The 15,313-nt window shown below is 62.5% G+C and carries 7 protein-coding genes and 1 pseudogene; 3 read left to right on the forward strand and 5 right to left on the reverse strand.

What is annotated here, in order from left to right; genetic code table 11:
- The 3 genes and pseudogenes from ACK59H_RS06370 to ACK59H_RS06380 form a co-directional block, all read left to right on the forward strand.
- A pseudogene (locus ACK59H_RS06370) lies at positions 1–139 on the forward strand (phosphopantetheine-binding protein); the annotation flags it as partial.
- Between the two features lie 102 nt (positions 140–241).
- Positions 242–6,058 carry an amino acid adenylation domain-containing protein gene (locus ACK59H_RS06375; RefSeq protein WP_409264337.1) on the forward strand — a complete coding sequence of 1,939 codons (5,817 nt, stop codon included), beginning with the start codon at positions 242–244 and terminating at the stop codon, positions 6,056–6,058.
- Between the two features lie 59 nt (positions 6,059–6,117).
- A complete protein-coding gene (locus ACK59H_RS06380; RefSeq protein ID WP_060476972.1) occupies positions 6,118–7,065 on the forward strand; it encodes an alpha/beta hydrolase in 948 nt (315 codons plus the stop codon).
- 227 nt (positions 7,066–7,292) lie between these two features.
- On the opposite strand, the gene ACK59H_RS06385 is transcribed toward ACK59H_RS06380, so the two are convergent.
- The 5 genes from ACK59H_RS06385 to pvdM form a co-directional block, all read right to left on the reverse strand.
- Complete coding sequence (locus ACK59H_RS06385; RefSeq protein WP_060476971.1) at positions 7,293–9,770, reverse strand: TonB-dependent siderophore receptor; 2,478 nt, start codon at positions 9,768–9,770, stop codon at positions 7,293–7,295.
- A gap of 84 nt (positions 9,771–9,854) precedes the next feature.
- Positions 9,855–11,513: a cyclic peptide export ABC transporter gene (locus tag ACK59H_RS06390; RefSeq protein ID WP_060476970.1), complete on the reverse strand. Its 1,659-nt coding sequence runs from the start codon at positions 11,511–11,513 to the stop codon at positions 9,855–9,857.
- A gap of 152 nt (positions 11,514–11,665) precedes the next feature.
- A complete protein-coding gene (locus tag ACK59H_RS06395) occupies positions 11,666–12,520 on the reverse strand; it encodes a formylglycine-generating enzyme family protein (protein WP_060476969.1) in 855 nt (284 codons plus the stop codon).
- 25 nt (positions 12,521–12,545) lie between these two features.
- Complete coding sequence (pvdN, locus tag ACK59H_RS06400) at positions 12,546–13,835, reverse strand: pyoverdine-tailoring periplasmic protein PvdN (RefSeq protein ID WP_060476968.1); 1,290 nt, start codon at positions 13,833–13,835, stop codon at positions 12,546–12,548.
- Entirely contained in the window at positions 13,835–15,193 is a 1,359-nt protein-coding gene (gene pvdM / locus ACK59H_RS06405; RefSeq protein WP_060476980.1) for a pyoverdine-tailoring dipeptidase-like protein PvdM, read from the reverse strand. The genes pvdN and pvdM overlap by 1 nt, the downstream gene beginning before the upstream one ends.
- Positions 15,194–15,313 lie beyond the last annotated feature (120 nt).

The raw sequence follows: 15,313 nt of genomic DNA on the forward strand, positions 1-15,313 counted from the left end.
AAGCGAACTGGAGCAACGCCTGGCCGGCATCTGGCAGGACGTGCTGAAGGTCGAGCGGGTTGGCCTGAACGACAACTTCTTCGAGCTCGGTGGTGATTCCATCGTCTCGATTCAGTTGGTCAGCCGCGCCCGTCAGCAAGGCCTGCACTTCACGCCAAAAGACGTTTTCGAGCTTCAGACCCTGCAGCGTTTGGCCGGTGTCACCGAACAAGGGCAAGCCAGCCAGGCCGAGCAAGGGCCGGTGACTGGCGAGGCCCCGTTGCTGCCGATTCAGCGGCTGTTCTTCGACACCGAGATCAAGGCCCGTGATCACTGGAACCAGGCCCTGGTGCTAGAGCCAATCGAGGCCTTGGATGCCGAGGTACTCAGCGCTGCGCTGGCACAGGTCACCCTGCACCACGATGCCCTGCGTCTGCGCTATCGCAGAGGCGCCGAAGGCTGGGTGCAGTATCATGCCGACGTCGATCAGGCCGTGCAGTTGGACTGTGTGCAGGTCGGTGACTTTGCGCAGGCCGCCGCTGAGGCTCAGCGCAGCCTGTCGCTTGAGCACGGGCCAGTGTGCCGTGTGCTCTTGGCCAGCCTGGCCGATGGCAGCCAACGTTTGCTATTGGTAGCCCACCACCTGGTCATTGATGGTGTGTCCTGGCGCATTCTGCTGGAGGACTTGCAAAGCGCTTACCAGCAGTTGCTACACGGCCAGGCGCTGCGCCTGCCAGCCAAAACCAGCGCCTACAAGGTCTGGGGCGAGAAACTGGTCGCCCATGCGCAATCGACGCAGCTGCGTGCTGAGCTCAGCTACTGGCAGGCCCAGCTTGCCGAGGGCGCAGAAGGCATCACGGCCGACCACCCGGATGGCAGCCAGGCCAAACGCCATGCCCGAACCCACACCAGCCGTTTCGACACTGCCCTGACCCGCGCGTTGCTGCAACAGGCGCCAGCGGCCTATCGTACGCAGGTCAACGATTTGTTGCTGACCGCCCTGGCCCAAGCCCTATGTACGTGGAGCGGCGAGGCCTCGGCGTTGGTGCAGTTGGAGGGGCACGGGCGCGAAGCGATGTTCGACGGCATCGATCTGTCGCGTACCCTAGGTTGGTTCACCAGCCTGTATCCAGTGCGCCTGCAGCCTGGCGCCGATATCGGCGCCTCGATCAAACGCATCAAGGAACAACTGCGCAATGTGCCCAACAAAGGCCTAGGCTATGGCTTGCTACGCCACATGGGGGCGCTGGCTGACCGTGAAGCATTGGCAGCCCTGCCTCAGCCGCGTATCACCTTCAACTACCTTGGCCAGTTCGATGCAGGCTCTGCAGAGCATGCCTTGTGGCGCCTGGCCCAGGAGTCGGCCGGTAGCGGTATCGACGAGGATGCCCCCCTGGGCAACTGGCTGAACCTTGATGGCCAGGTTCACCAGGGCGAGTTGAGCCTGAGCTGGACCTACAGCGCATGCACTTTCGAGCCAGGCCGGGTTCAAGCGCTGGCAGACGCCTTCGAAAGCGCTTTGCGGGCACTGGTTGAGCATTGCTTGCAACCGGGCAACCACGGCGTGACGCCTGGGGACTTCCCGCTGGCCGGGCTCGATCAGGCCCTGCTCGATGCATTGCCTGTTGCGGTGCCAGATATCGAAGACCTGTACGCTCTGTCACCGATGCAGGAGGGCATGCTGTTCCATACGCTGTCCGACAATGGTTCGGCGTTGTACGTGAACCAGGTCTGTCTGCCGGTGGAGGGCCTGGATCCACAACGCTTCGCGCAGGCCTGGCAGCGCGTCATGGCACGCCACGATATCCTGCGCACCAGTTTTCACTGGCAAGGGCTGCCGCGCCCAGTGCAGGTTGTGCATCGCCAGGCTCGCCTGGACTTCGAGCTGCTCGACTGGCGCGGCGAGGCGGTAGACCAGCAACGGCTGGCCAAGCGCTTCGAAGCACAGTGCGCCCGTGGCTTTGACTTGACGTGCGCGCCGTTGCAGCGTTTGCTGCTGATCCGCGTTGCCGAGCACAGCTATCACTTGGCCTGGACCAGCCACCACATTCTCATGGATGGCTGGTCCAGCTCGCAGTTGTTTGGCGAGGTGATGGAGCAGTATCACCATGGCAGCAGCAGCGCTGAGGTGGGCCGCTATCGCGACTTCATCGGCTGGCTGCAGCGCCAGGACCAGGGCGCCCTCGAGCGCTTCTGGAAAGGCCGCCTGCAACGCCTGGACGAGCCGACTTCCCTGAGCCAAGCCATGCATCCGCGCCATGTCAGCGACGAACAGGGCCACCATGCGCTGTACACCCGCTGGGATGAGGAACGCACCGCGCGCCTGCATCAACGTTGCCGCGAGCTGCGCATCACCGCCAACACCCTGGTGCAAGGTGCCTGGCTGCTGTTGCTGCAGCGCTATACCGGCCAGGCAGCGCCTTGCTTCGGCGCAACCGTGGCCGGTCGCCCTGAAGGCCTGACAGGGGCCGACCGAATGCTGGGCCTGTTCATCAATACCCTGCCGGTCATCGGCCGAATGGACCCTCAGCAGCCATTGCTTGACTGGTTGCAGGCCCTGCAGCACGACAACCTGGAGCTGCGCGAGCACGCCCATGTGCCGCTGGCCGACGTGCAGCGGTGGTCGGGGCAGGGTGGCCAGCCGTTGTTCGACAGCATCATCGTCTTCGAGAACTACCCGATCGATCAGCGCCTGGGTGACAGCGCCGCCAGTGGCTTGAGCTTTGGGCAGTCGTCCAACCACGATGTCACCAACTTCCCCATGGACCTGGCGGTGCATCTGGGTGAGCAGTTGTCGATCGAATACCTGTACCTGCGCGGTTGTTTCAGCGAACCGGCGGTGCAGAGCATTCGTGAAACGATGGAGCACCTGCTCGACGAAATGCTCGCCAATGCGCACGTCGCACTGGGTAATTTGCAGCGCTTGCCTCAGGCGCAGCGCACCGCGCTGCACTGCTGGAGCGCCGAACCAGGCCGTAGCTGGCAGGCGCAATCATTGGTCGAGCTGATTGCTCGGCATGCCGTGCAGCGTCCACATGCAGTGGCGGTGCAGTGCGGCGCAGAGCAGCTCGATTACCTGCAGTTGGAGCAGTCTGCCAATCGCCTGGCCAACCGGTTGCAGGCGCTGGGGGCCGGCCCTGAATGTGTGATTGGGGTAGCCCTGCCACGTTCGGTGCAAACCCTGGTGACATTGTTGGCGGTGATGAAGACAGGCGCTGCCTACCTGCCCCTGGACGTCGACTACCCTGCCGAGCGCCTGGCGTACATGGTCGAGGACTCTGGGATGGCTTTACTGGTGACTGAGGGTGCCTTGCAGGCGCGGATACCCGCACCGGCTAATCTTCAAAGGGTACTGCTCGACGCCGCCGATGAGGGCCAATGGCAGGATACTGCGCCGCCGTCGCAAGCCCTGCCAGGCAACCTGGCTTACCTGATCTACACCTCAGGTTCCACTGGCCGGCCGAAAGGCGTAGCAGTCCCGCAAGGGCCGCTCAGCATGCATTGCCAGGCTATCGCCGAGCTGTACGAGATGCAGCCAGGCGTGCGCGAGTTGCACTTCATGTCGTTCGCTTTCGACGGCGCCCACGAGCGCTGGCTGACCACGCTGATGGTGGGAGGCACGCTGGTGATTCGCGATGGCAGTCTGTGGACGCCAGAGCAGACTTGCCAGGTATTGCACGAGCAATGTATCGACATCGCCTGCTTCCCACCGGCTTACCTCAAGCAGATCGCTGAGTATGTCGAAGGCAGCGGAACGCCCGCGCCGCCTGTGAGCATTTACTGCTTCGGCGGTGATGCAGTGCCGGAGCGCAGCTTCGAGCAGGTTCGCGCGGCGCTGCGCCCACGCTACTTCACCAATGGCTATGGCCCCACCGAAACCGTGGTCACGCCGTTGCTTTGGAAAGCGGCGAGCGATGAGCCTTGCGGCGCCGACTATGCGCCCATTGGCCGTGCTGTGGGCGAGCGCAGCCTGCATGTGTTGGACGAGCAGCTCAATCCGTTGCCGGTGGGCTTGGCCGGTGAACTGTACATCGGTGGCGAGGGGGTTGCCCGTGGCTATCAGAACCGACCCGGGCAGAGCGCCGAACGCTTCGTGCCGGACCCGTTCGGTAGCCCAGGCGGGCGGTTGTACCGCACCGGTGACCTGGTGCGCCTGCGCGAGGATGGCATCCTTGATTACCTGGGGCGGATCGACCAGCAGGTGAAGATACGCGGTTTCCGCATCGAGCTAGGCGAAGTCGAAGCTGCGCTGCGCCGTGAGGCAGGTGTGCGGGATGCTTTGGTAATCGCCCGGGACAGTGCCTCGGGCAAGCAGTTGGTGGGGTACGTGGTGGGCGAGCATTCACTGTCAGGTGACAGCCTTAAAATGGCCCTGCGCGCCACCTTGCCTGACTGGATGGTGCCGGTGCAGGTCATGGTCATGGCCGCCTTCCCGGTTACCCCCAACGGCAAGCTCGATCGCAAAGCGCTGCCGGAGCCAAGCTTCCAGCAGCAGGCTTATGTGGCGCCTCGCAATCTCCAAGAGCAACTGCTGGCTGAGGTCTGGGCGCAGGTGCTGCAGGTCGAGCAAGTCGGTATCGAAGACAACTTCTTCGAACTGGGCGGTGACTCGATCCTCAGCCTGCAAGTGGTTTCACGGGTCAAGAACCATCCTGTGCTGAACCTGGACTTGAAACTACGCGATCTGTTGCGTTATCAGACTATCGTCGGCATCTGCGAGCGTCCGGCTGAAGCAGCCAGTGGCCCAGTCGAGGACAACAGCCGTGAGGTGAGGGAAGGCGCATTCCGCCTGCTGCCGATTCAGGAGTGGCTGTTCGCCGAAGAAATGCGCGAGCCGCAGCACTTCAATCAGGCGCTGATGCTCAAGGCCCGTGGTTCGCTCGACCTGGATGCGTTGGAGCAAGCCCTGGGGATAATCGAGCGGCACCACGATTCACTGCGCCTGCGCTTCAGCCGGGACAGTGGCCGCTGGCTGCAGCATTATTGTGCCGAGCACCTCAGCGCGCCGCAGCTGTGGCGGCGCGAAGCCGCCGATGCACAGGCGCTGGAGCGATTGGCCAACCAAGCGCAACGCAGCCTGGACTTGGCCGACGGGCCGATGTGGCGTGCCATGCACGTGAGCATGGCCGATGGCCAGGCACGACTGCTGCTGGTCATCCACCATCTGGTGGTGGACGCCGTGTCGTGGCGTGTGCTGCTCGAAGACTTGCGCAGCGCTTACGAGGCTTGCTGCCAAGGGCAGGAACCTCGCCTGCCCGTGCGTAGCAGCAGCTATCGCACTTGGGTTGAACATCTGGCCCAGGATGCTGGGCGGATCGCCGCCGAGCAAGCCGACTGGTGGCTACAGCAACTGGACCGCCCGGTTCAGGAGTTGCCTTGCGACAACCCTCGTGGTCGCAACCAGGTCAGTGAGCAGGCGGTGGCCAGGGTCGTGCTCGACATCAGCTCGACCAGCCGCCTGCTCAAGCAAGCGCCTGTTGCCTATGGCACGCAGATCAACGACCTGTTGCTGACTGGCTTGGGCCGCGTGCTGTGCCGCTGGAGCGAGCAGGAGTCGGTGCTGGTGCAACTGGAGGGGCATGGCCGTGAAGACTTGTTCGAGAACATCGACTTGTCGCGCACGCTGGGCTGGTTCACCAGCATGTTCCCGGTACGTCTGCAACCAGAGAGGGATATGGGCGACTCGATCCTGGCCATTCAGGGGCAACTGCAAGCTGTGCCGAACAAAGGCATCGGTTATGGCGTGCTGCGTTACCTGGGCGAGCCTGATTTAAGAGAACGCTTGGCCCGCTTGCCGCAGGCCCGAGTCACCTTCAACTACCTGGGCCAGTTCGACCAGAGCTTTGACGACAAGGCGCTGCTGGTGCCGGCTGGCGAAGGTACGGGGGACTGCTACAGCCCCGTTGCACGTCTTGGCAACTGGCTGGAAATCATCGGCCAGGTCTATGACGGCTGCCTGGCGTTGCGCTGTGTGTACAGCACGCGCCGTTACCGTCCCGAAACGGTGCAGGCGTTGATGGACGACTACTGCAACGAGCTTGAGCTGTTGGTCGAGCACTGCCTGCAACGTCTGGGCTGATCCTTTTCGTCATTCAATCGGGGAGGCCTGCCTAGGCCTCACCCTAATCGAGGCACTCCATGCTACATCCTGAACTTGAAGCGTTTCTGGACCTTGCTCAAGCCAATGCTGACAACCTACCCATGCATCAGCTAAGCCCTGCCGAGGCCCGGCGGGCCTTCCAGCAATCTACCGAGCAATTGCAATGGGCTGCGCCGGATGAGCTGGCTGTCGAAGCACTGAATGCGCCTGCCAGGGACGGTGCACTCATCCCGCTGCGCCTTTACCGGCCGCCGCAGGCAGACGACCTGTTGCCAGTACTGGTGTATTTCCATGGCGGCGGGTTTGTTGTAGGCAGCCTGGATAGCCACGATGGCGTTTGCCGCGAGCTGTGTGCCAGGGCTGGTTGTGCCGTGTTGGCGGTGGGTTACCGTCTGGCACCGGAGCATCGTTTTCCGGTTGCCGTGCACGACGGCGAGGATTGCCTTGAGTGGCTGGCCGGCCAGGCAGCGGCGCTGGGCCTTGACAGTGCCCGTGTTGCATTCGGTGGCGACAGCGCAGGCGCGACCCTGGCGACGGTGCTGGCCATTGCTGCTGCCCGGCAGGGGGAGCGCGCACGGCTTGTCCCTCGCGCTCAGTTGCTATGTTACCCAGTGACCGATGCCAGCCGGCAGAGTGTCTCGCGCACGCTGTTCGGCGAAGGTTACCTGCTTGAGAGCGATACCCTGGAGTGGTTCTATGACCATTACGCGCGTACCGCGAAAGACCGTGAAGACTGGCGCTTTTCACCGCTGCTGGCCGAGGACCTGAGCGGTGTGGCGCCGGCCATCGTCGCCTTGGCCGGGCTCGATCCGTTGCTTGATGAGGGGCGGGCCTACGTGGAGCGGTTGCGCCAGGCTGGGGTTGCGGTCCAGGTGATGGAGCTGCCGGGGCTGACCCATGATTTGCTGCGCATGGCCGCGGTACTGCCGCAGGTGCTGCAGGTGCATGAGCGACTGAGTGCGGCGTTGGCTCGAGCTTTGGGGTAAGGGAGATCAGGGGGGCGCTTTGGGTGTTTAGCGCCTGGGAGAGCGAGCACCGCTTGAGCGGTGCATCGCGAGCTGTGCTCGCTCCTACACGTTCGCGCATGTCTCAAGGCCTGCGCAGGCCCGGAGGGTCTAGCGGCGAAGAGTTCTGCGCGGTGGATGGCACCGGCTACGCCCGTATTCGCGGCTAAAACCGCGAATACGGGCTGGTGCCTGACTTGGCCGGGAACTCAGAAATCGCCTTTCAAAGTCACCATGAAGTTACGGGGCTCGCCGTAATAGTTGCCCCACCCGGTGGCCCCGATGGTGCTGTAGTACTTCTTGTCGAACAGGTTGTTGCCATTGACCGCAACGGTCCAGTTCTGGTCGATGCGGTACTGCACACGGCCACTGAACAGCGTGTAGCCCGGCTGCTCGATGCGCGTGGTGCCCTGACGGCGGAAGTTATCGCTCTGGCTGGTCACTCCCGCGCCCAGGGTCCAGCGGTCCAGCGCGCCGTCAAGCTGGTAGTCACCCCAGACTTTGACCATGTGGCGTGGAATGAAGCTTGAGGTGAACGTCAGTTCCGTTGGGTCGGTATCGTTGATGGTTTTCAGGTATTTGGTCTGGGTATAGGTGTAGCCAGCCAGCAGTTGCAGGCGATCGATCGGCGATCCGCTGATCTCAGCCTCGAAGCCCTGAGCACGCACCTTGCCGCTGTCGCTGTAGCAGTAACCGTCACTGGAGCCGCCGCAGACATTTTCATAGTCGGTTTCTGCGCGGTGATCCTCGATGGTACGGAACAGGTTGAACGAGGTGTTCAGGTTGCCATCGAGCAGCTCGCCTTTGATACCCAGCTCATAACTGCCACCGGTTTTGGGCTGCAGTGATTTGCCATCGGCAGTGGTCAGGTTGCCTTGTGGCTGGAAGATCTGCGCGTAGCTGGCGTAGGCGGTCCACTGGTCGTTCAGGTCGTAGAGCAGCGCGCCGAAGGGGGTGACTTCACCATTTTCCTTGCTGCGAATATGTTCCCAGGTATCCCAGCGCTGGGTATAGGAGTCGCGATCGTTGCGGTACCAGCTGACGCGGCTACCCAGCACCAGCGTAAGGGGTTCGGCCAGTTTCAGCCGCAGGTTGGCATAGGTGCCCCACTGAGTGGTGGTGGAATCGGTAGGGAACGGCCCGCCACGCAGGGTGCCGGTCTGGTAGTCGGCTTTGCTAGGGCGCGGGAAGTTATCCGATGGGTCGAAGGGGTTTTGCGTGCCGCTCAGGGCCAGTAGCGCGAAATAGTCGTGATTCTTCTGGCGACTGGCATTGGCCCCGATAATCAGCTCATGCTCCAGGCCGAAGGCCTCGAACTTGCCATCGATATAGCTATCGAAGCCGTAGTCGGTCTGGTCGTAATCGAAGCGACCGGCGTAACGGCCCATAGCGCCAGTGCTAGCGCCTACCGGCACGGCGCCTTCAGAGTAACCGTACTCGATGTTCTGGTTGTTGTGGGTATACACCGAGGCGAAGTTAAGCGACCAGTCATCGTTGAAGCGGTGTTTGAGGTCAGCGAAGCCTGTGATGCGCTCGCTTTGCAGGTCGTTCCAGCTGGCGCCCAGGCAGGTCGAGCGGGATAGCTTCAGGTCACTGCCGTTGGCGTATCGTGGCAGGCCATGATAGCAAGGTGAGGCATCGACATCCTCGTAGGCAAGGCCCAAGCCCAGGGTGGTGTCGGGCGTCACATCCCAGTCGATGGCGCCGTAAGCGACACGGTCCTGACGATCGGCGTTGTCGTAGAAATACTGTTTGTCTTGAAGCGCCGCTACCGCTCGGCCGCGCACGGTTCCCGATTCGTTAAGCGGCCCTCCCACATCCACTTGGCTGCGGTAGTTGTCCCAACTGCCGGCGGACAGTGTAACGCTGGTGTGTGCCTTGTCTTGCCCCCGCTTGCGCACGAAGTTCACGCCGCCGGCCGAGGAGCCGGAGCCCTTCATCATGCCGGCTGCGCCCTTGAGGATTTCCACGCGGTCGTAGATCGCCATGTCGCTGGAAAAACTGTTGGCCTGCACGTAGTTGCCACCCACATCCAAGGGCACGCCGTCGTACTGGTACTGGCCGTCGAGGTTGAAGCCGCGCGAGTAGAAATACTTGCCGCCCATGGGCGAGTCATAGGTGGTGATACCGGGCGTCTTGTCCAACACCTGCTCGAGGGTGTTGAGGTTTTGGTCATCGAGCATCTTGCGGGTCATGACCGTGACCGACTGCGGCGTTTCTTTGAGCGTGTGCACGCCTTTGCCGATGGTCACGGCACGTGCAGCGTACGAGTTGGTCCCCTCACTGGTGGCGCTGAGCGTGTTGGCGTCGATGTTCAAAGGTCCCAGCTCCATCGCCGATGTCGCCGATGCGCCAGTCAGGATCACCGTGTGGCCGTCGAGCTGGTAGTTAAGGCCGCTGTCACGCAGCAGCAGGCGCAGTGCCTGTTCAGGCTCCATAGTGCCCTTGATAGCGGGGGCGGTGGTGTTACGCACGCTTTGCGGGCTGTAGAGCAACTGCAGATCAGCCTGTTGCGCCAGAGCATTGAGTGCGCCGGCGAGCCCCTGCGATGGGATGTTGAGCTGTACGGGTTCGGCGTAAGCATGCATCGAGGCCGCCAGCGCACAGGCCAGTAGCGTCGGAGATGCCAAGGTCAAGGATTTCCTGCGAACCGCCCGGGCGAGCGGCGAAACCGTATTAGTGATCATGCGGATACTCAGTGTTAGCAGATAGATTACTTATGAGAGTTATTTGCATTTATGTAACGTTCGGATGCCCCAGAACCGGAAAGCTCAATGTGAAAATTCTGTGATTTCTTCTTCCACGCGCTTGCCATTGCGCAGGCGCAGCAGGTGGTCGGCCACATCGAAGTAGCGATCGTCATGGCTGATGACGATGATGGTCTTGCCCATGCGCTTGAGCTCTGGCAGCAGCTCGGTATAGAAGATGCGCCGGAATGTCGGGTCCTGGTCGGCCGCCCATTCGTCGAACACCAGCACAGGGCGCCGCTCCAGCCAAGCGTTGATCAGCGCCAAGCGTTTGCGTTGCCCGGTGGACAAATCCGTGGTGGTGAAGGCCCCGTCGCGGATCTGCACCTTGTGGGCGATTTCCAGTCGTTGTAAATAGTTGCCGGCGTCCTCGGGCAACGCCTGGCCGTCCTGCAGCAGGTCATCGAACAGGTAATAGTCGGCAAACACGGTGGTGAACAGCTGGCGGTAGTCGTCGCGGTTGCTGGCGGTAACGCTCTGGCCGTCCAGTACTATCTCGCCTTCATGGGGCGCGTACAGGCCCAGCAGCAGCTTGATCAGGGTGGTCTTGCCGCAGCCGTTCTCGCCGACGATGAACAGGATGTCGCCCTGTTTTATTCGCAGGTTGATCGGCCCAAGGGCGAAGGGCGCAGCACCTTCTACTGGCGGGAAGGCAAAGCGCACATTGCGCAGCTCCAGGCTTTGGATTTCCCGGTCAGGCACATCAGGGGCATCGAGCAGCAGGTGCGGTTCGGGCGAGGAAAACTGCTGCGACAGCTCGGCAATGCGACGCAAGGCAATCTGCGCGCGGCTGACGATGGGCAGGGTCGAGACCAAGTGCTCAAGTGGCCCTTTCATGTACAGCAACACCAGCACGAAGCCGCTGGTCACCTTGGGGTCGCTGACCAGTTGCGCCTGTTGCAGGGCCAGCACCAGGCCGATCACCACAAAGAACAGCATCGAGCCAAGGCTTTTGGCGATGACGAAAATGTTGATCGAGCGCACGTGAGTGTCGCGGATATAGTTCGCCGTACGGCTGATGCGGTCGTTGAACATACGCTGTCGACGCGGGCGGCTGATGCGCAGTTCCTTGGCACCAGAAGCTACACCGTCGTAATGCTTCTGCAATTCGTCTTCAGCTTCACGGGCCGCGTTGAACCCCCGGATGCCACGTATGCGTGCGATGTATTGCACGCCTGTACCAATCAGCACCGCAAGCGCGGCGATCAGAAACATAGGCCAGGATAAGTGCGCCAGATACCCCAGGCAGCCCAGGGTCACCGACAGCGAAATGGCCAGCGGTGCGAACGCGAAGGCGAAGTCACTGATGGTGTCAACGTCATGGGTCAGCACCGGGATCAGGCGGTGGCTGCGGTAGCGCTCGATCTGCTCGATCGGCGCACTGAGCACTTTTTCGCCCAGGTCACGGCGCAAGCTCGCGATCACGTGCTGGCCGACATAATTGGTGCCGATGTCCGAGGCGATGGAGGCGCCCAGCGCCACCAGGCAAATGCCCGCGAACGCCAGCACCACGCCCCAGCTCAGTGCACCAGGGGTATGCAAGAGGTTGTTGATGTTGGCCAGCAGCACGGTAATGCAGAGGCCGCCCACGATACCAAGGCCGATGGCAGCGGCGACGATCAGGCGGTAGGGTTTGAGCAAGCCGAGGAGTTCGCGAAGTGCGCCAGGGGACGATCGGTTCATTGTGGGTTCCTGGTGGATGCGCGCGAGCGCTTTGGGCGCTGCGTCAGGCAGGCGCCGTGCGGGCCATTGCCCTGTGAGGAAGACGTTCGAGAAGGGTTCTTATTTAGCAAGCCCAGGCTATCGAGCCTGGGTCGTCTGGATGACCGCGCGGGTTACAGCTCTCGAGCTACCCGAAACCCCAACCAGTCGCCGCGTACATAGGGTTCGCGGTAGTTGCGGTTACCCGAGCGGGAAAACACCGGCGCTTCACTGTAGTCGTTGCCGCGGATGTGGTTGTACTCGCAGCTTGCTTCCATCCACGCGCTGCCATCGCTGGGCGCGCCTACGTAGCTGTCGTGCATGCAGTCGGCTACCCATTCGTAGACGTTGCCGTGCATGTCGTAGAGGCCGAAGGCGTTAGCCGGGAAGCTGCCGGCAGGCGAGGTGTAGTTATAGCCGTCGGCGGCGCCGTAGGTGTTGGCGTGTTTGGCGATGCTGTATTGCTTGCCTTCATCGAACGGGAACGGGAATGGGCCGCTGGAGCCTGCACGGGCGCCATATTCGCGTTCGGCCTCGCTGAGCATGCGGTAGTGCTTGCCGGTTTTCTTGGACAGCCAGGCAACGTAGGCCTTGACCTCGTCATAGCTGATGCACACCGCCGGTTGGTCCGGGCCTTGCGGGTAGCTAGGCTTGCCATTGGTGCAGCGCCGGCCTGGACGGTCGTCGCCGTCGGGCAGGGTGACCTTGGCTTCGCGTTGCCAGGCTTGCATCTGCTTGGCCTGGACCTGGAAGCGGCTGACCGCAAAGGGCTTGGCGAAGGTCACGGTGTGCATCGGGCCTTCGTCGGGCTGGCGGCCCACTTCATCATCCGGCACGCCCATGGTGAAGCTGCCGGCAGGCAGCACGACCATCTCCGGGCAATCCTTGCAGTCCTTGAAAATCTTGCCGGGTTTGGGCGCGTCGGCGGCCAAGGCCGGGGCGCTGGCGAACAGGGCGGCCATCAGGGCCAAGGGTTTGAACATAGCCATAGGGTTCTCTTCAAAGGCAACAATGTCAGGTGAGTTGTGGCGCGAGGATCGCCATCAACCGGTCGATCTCGGCTTCGTCGTTGAGCAGGCTGGGGGCCAGGCGCACCACTGGGCCCACGTCACGGTCGACGGCATCACTGATGACCTTGTTGGCCATCAGGTGGCGGGCGACGGCGTCGCAGTCGCGGCCTTCGACGCGAAAGAAGGTGAACCCTGCGGAAAGCTGGCTGCTGCGAGGGGTGACCAGCTGCACTTTGGGGTGCTCGGCCAGCCGCTGCTTGAGGTAGTCATTGAGTTGATGCACGCGAGCCTGGACATCGGCCTTGCCCAGTTGCAGGTGCAGCTCGAACGCTTTGCCCAGGGCCAGGCGATGATCGAAGGCGTGGTAACCGCCAGGGGTCATCAAGGTGCCGAAGTTTTCCCCTTTGGTGAACGTCGGCAGGCTCGGCACCAGGTAAGGCTGTGGCTTGGCGTGGCGAGCGATGATCACGCCGGTGCCGCGTGGGCCGAACAACCACTTGTGGGTGCCGGCAATGAAGTAGTCGCAGTTGAAGTCAGCGAAGGTTACGTCCTCGATGCCGAACCCGTGTACGCCATCCACCACGTAGATGATTCGGTCTTGCTCGTCGCGTTGCTGGTTGAGCTGGTTCACCAGCTCACCGACCTCGCGGATCGGCAGCTTCACGCCGCTGCCAGACTGCACCCAGGTCATGCCCAGCACACGGGTTTCGGGGCGGATGGCCTGGCGGATATTGCCGAGTATTTCGTCCACCGAAACCTGGTGCGGGTCCTTGAACAGCGCCACCCGGCGCACCTTGGTACCCATAAGCCGTTCGCGGTAATCCAGCCGAGTGTTGGTCGAATAGTGCTCATGGGCGCTGACCAGGATCTCCTTGCCCGGCGCCACCTGCAGGCCGCCATAGATCATCGACAAGCCCTCGGTGGTGCTGCCCGTCAGGGCCACCTGGCCTGGCTGCACGGCGAAGTAGCGCCCAGCCCAGGCACGCACCTGGTTTTCGTAGCCCCACAGTTCTTCGCGGTCCCAATCGACCATTTCGCCGGGGTTCTGATCCAATCGAGTGCGAAAACGGGCGATGGCCTCAGTGACCACGCGCGGGTGGGAGGCGAGCAGGAAATTGCAAAAGTGCAGGTAGGCCGGGTCCAGGTCGAACTGCTGGCGCAGGGCTTGCCATTTGTTCTGGTCGGGCGTTGCCAGCGGCGTGACGGCCAGCGCCGTCTGGGCAAAATTGCCGGTCAGCGGTAGGGCGGCGGCCAGCAGGCCTGCCTGTTTGAGAAAGCGCCGACGTGCGTTCATCAGCCGCGCTCCGCTGGTTTGATGGCACTGGGTTTGGCCAAGCTTTGCACGGTGTCCCACACGCGCAGGAAATTGCCGCCCCACAGCTTGGCGATGTCCGCGTCGGAGTACCCGCGCTGAATCAGCTCGGCGGTGACGTTGCGCGATTCACCGACGTTCATCCACCCCGTGACGCCGCCTCCGTCGTTGAAGTCCGAGGCGATGCCAACATGGTCGATGCCGATTTTGCGCACGGTGTAGTCGATGGCGTCGACCAGGTCTTTGACCGTGGCGCGGGGCTCTTCGTCGAGGATGGCGTACAGCGCGCTGGCGTACTCACCGAACCGCTTTTCCGGCCAGATGGCAATGATCGCATCGCCCGGCATCAAGGCATTGGCAAGGCCCGTCAAGGGCTGCAGGTCGAAGCGTTTGCGCAGCGCGTTGAGTTTGTCCAGGGTGCCTTGGCTCAGGGGCTTGAGGTAGGCGGGAAAACCCACCACCTGAACCACACCGCCGCTGCGTTTGATCGCTTGCAGTTCGTGGTCGCTCAAGTTGCGCGGGATATCTACCAGCGCTCGCGGTGCCGAGTGGGAGGCGACCATCGGCGCACGGCTCAGGCGGGCCACGTCTTCCAGGGCCAGGGTCGACATCTGCGAGACATCGATGATCACGCCAAGGTCGTTGAGCCGAGCCACCGCTTGCTCACCCAGCGACGATAGGCCGCCCAGGGCGTCAGGGGTGTCATTGAGAAACGGCAGCGGGCGCGAGGAGTCGGCCCAGTCATTGTTGCCCACGTAGCTGAAACCGAACATGCGCATGCCGCGCGCAGCCCAGGTGTCCAGGGCATCGAGGTCGTGCCCCAGGGGATAGGCGTTGAGCATGCTGAGGAAGATGGCAAATTTGCCCTCGCCATGCAGGCGACGAAAATCGGCGGGGGTGTAGGCGATGGCAACCTGGTTGGGGTAATCGCGGACCATGCCGGTAATAATCTTGTAGCGCATTTCCTGTTGCAGGCGCGCTTCATCGACAAAGGCCGCGGTGGGGCGATGGGGCGCGTTGTCGCCGTTCCAGATTTCCGGCCAGCCAAAGATCGTCAGCGCAGCGCCTGACAAACGCCCCCGCCCAGCCTTGACCAGGTCGAACTGGCCGCTGCCATCCTTGTCGGCCTCTTTGCCTTCGGTGCCAAAATTCAGCGGTACGGTGATATGGCTGTCGAAAGAAAGGATGCGCTCTTGCAGTTGCTCGGCGTGTTTGATCACCTCGCGCGGGTAACCGGCGGGCAGGTAGATGAAGAAATACCAGGCTGCGGCGCCTGCGGCTGCGAGGATTAGGGCCAGGGCTGCGAGGTAGGGGGCCTTGCGCAAGCGTGTCGTGTTCATTGCCATCCCGTTGGTTGCCAGGGTCGATACGGCAGCCGCGCTTACCGGGCTTGCCTGTCACGGAGGGACGAGGCCGGCAGCCGGAAATTTAGCAGCGCGCCGGCGTTAAATTTGCCGGGC

This window comes from Pseudomonas sp. KCJK9000, assembly GCF_046230725.1.
In the GTDB taxonomy this organism is placed as follows: domain Bacteria; phylum Pseudomonadota; class Gammaproteobacteria; order Pseudomonadales; family Pseudomonadaceae; genus Aquipseudomonas; species Aquipseudomonas promysalinigenes.

Excerpts from the sequence above, each read along its gene's own strand:
- ACK59H_RS06380 (WP_060476972.1), top strand. The coding sequence starts at position 6,118 with ATGCTACATCCTGAACTTGAAGCGTTTCTGGACCTTGCTCAAGCCAAT.
- ACK59H_RS06385 (WP_060476971.1), bottom strand. The coding sequence starts at position 9,770 with ATGATCACTAATACGGTTTCGCCGCTCGCCCGGGCGGTTCGCAGGAAA.
- ACK59H_RS06390 (WP_060476970.1), bottom strand. The coding sequence starts at position 11,513 with ATGAACCGATCGTCCCCTGGCGCACTTCGCGAACTCCTCGGCTTGCTC.
- ACK59H_RS06395 (WP_060476969.1), bottom strand. The coding sequence starts at position 12,520 with ATGGCTATGTTCAAACCCTTGGCCCTGATGGCCGCCCTGTTCGCCAGC.
- pvdN (WP_060476968.1), bottom strand. The coding sequence starts at position 13,835 with ATGAACGCACGTCGGCGCTTTCTCAAACAGGCAGGCCTGCTGGCCGCC.
- pvdM (WP_060476980.1), bottom strand. The coding sequence starts at position 15,193 with ATGAACACGACACGCTTGCGCAAGGCCCCCTACCTCGCAGCCCTGGCC.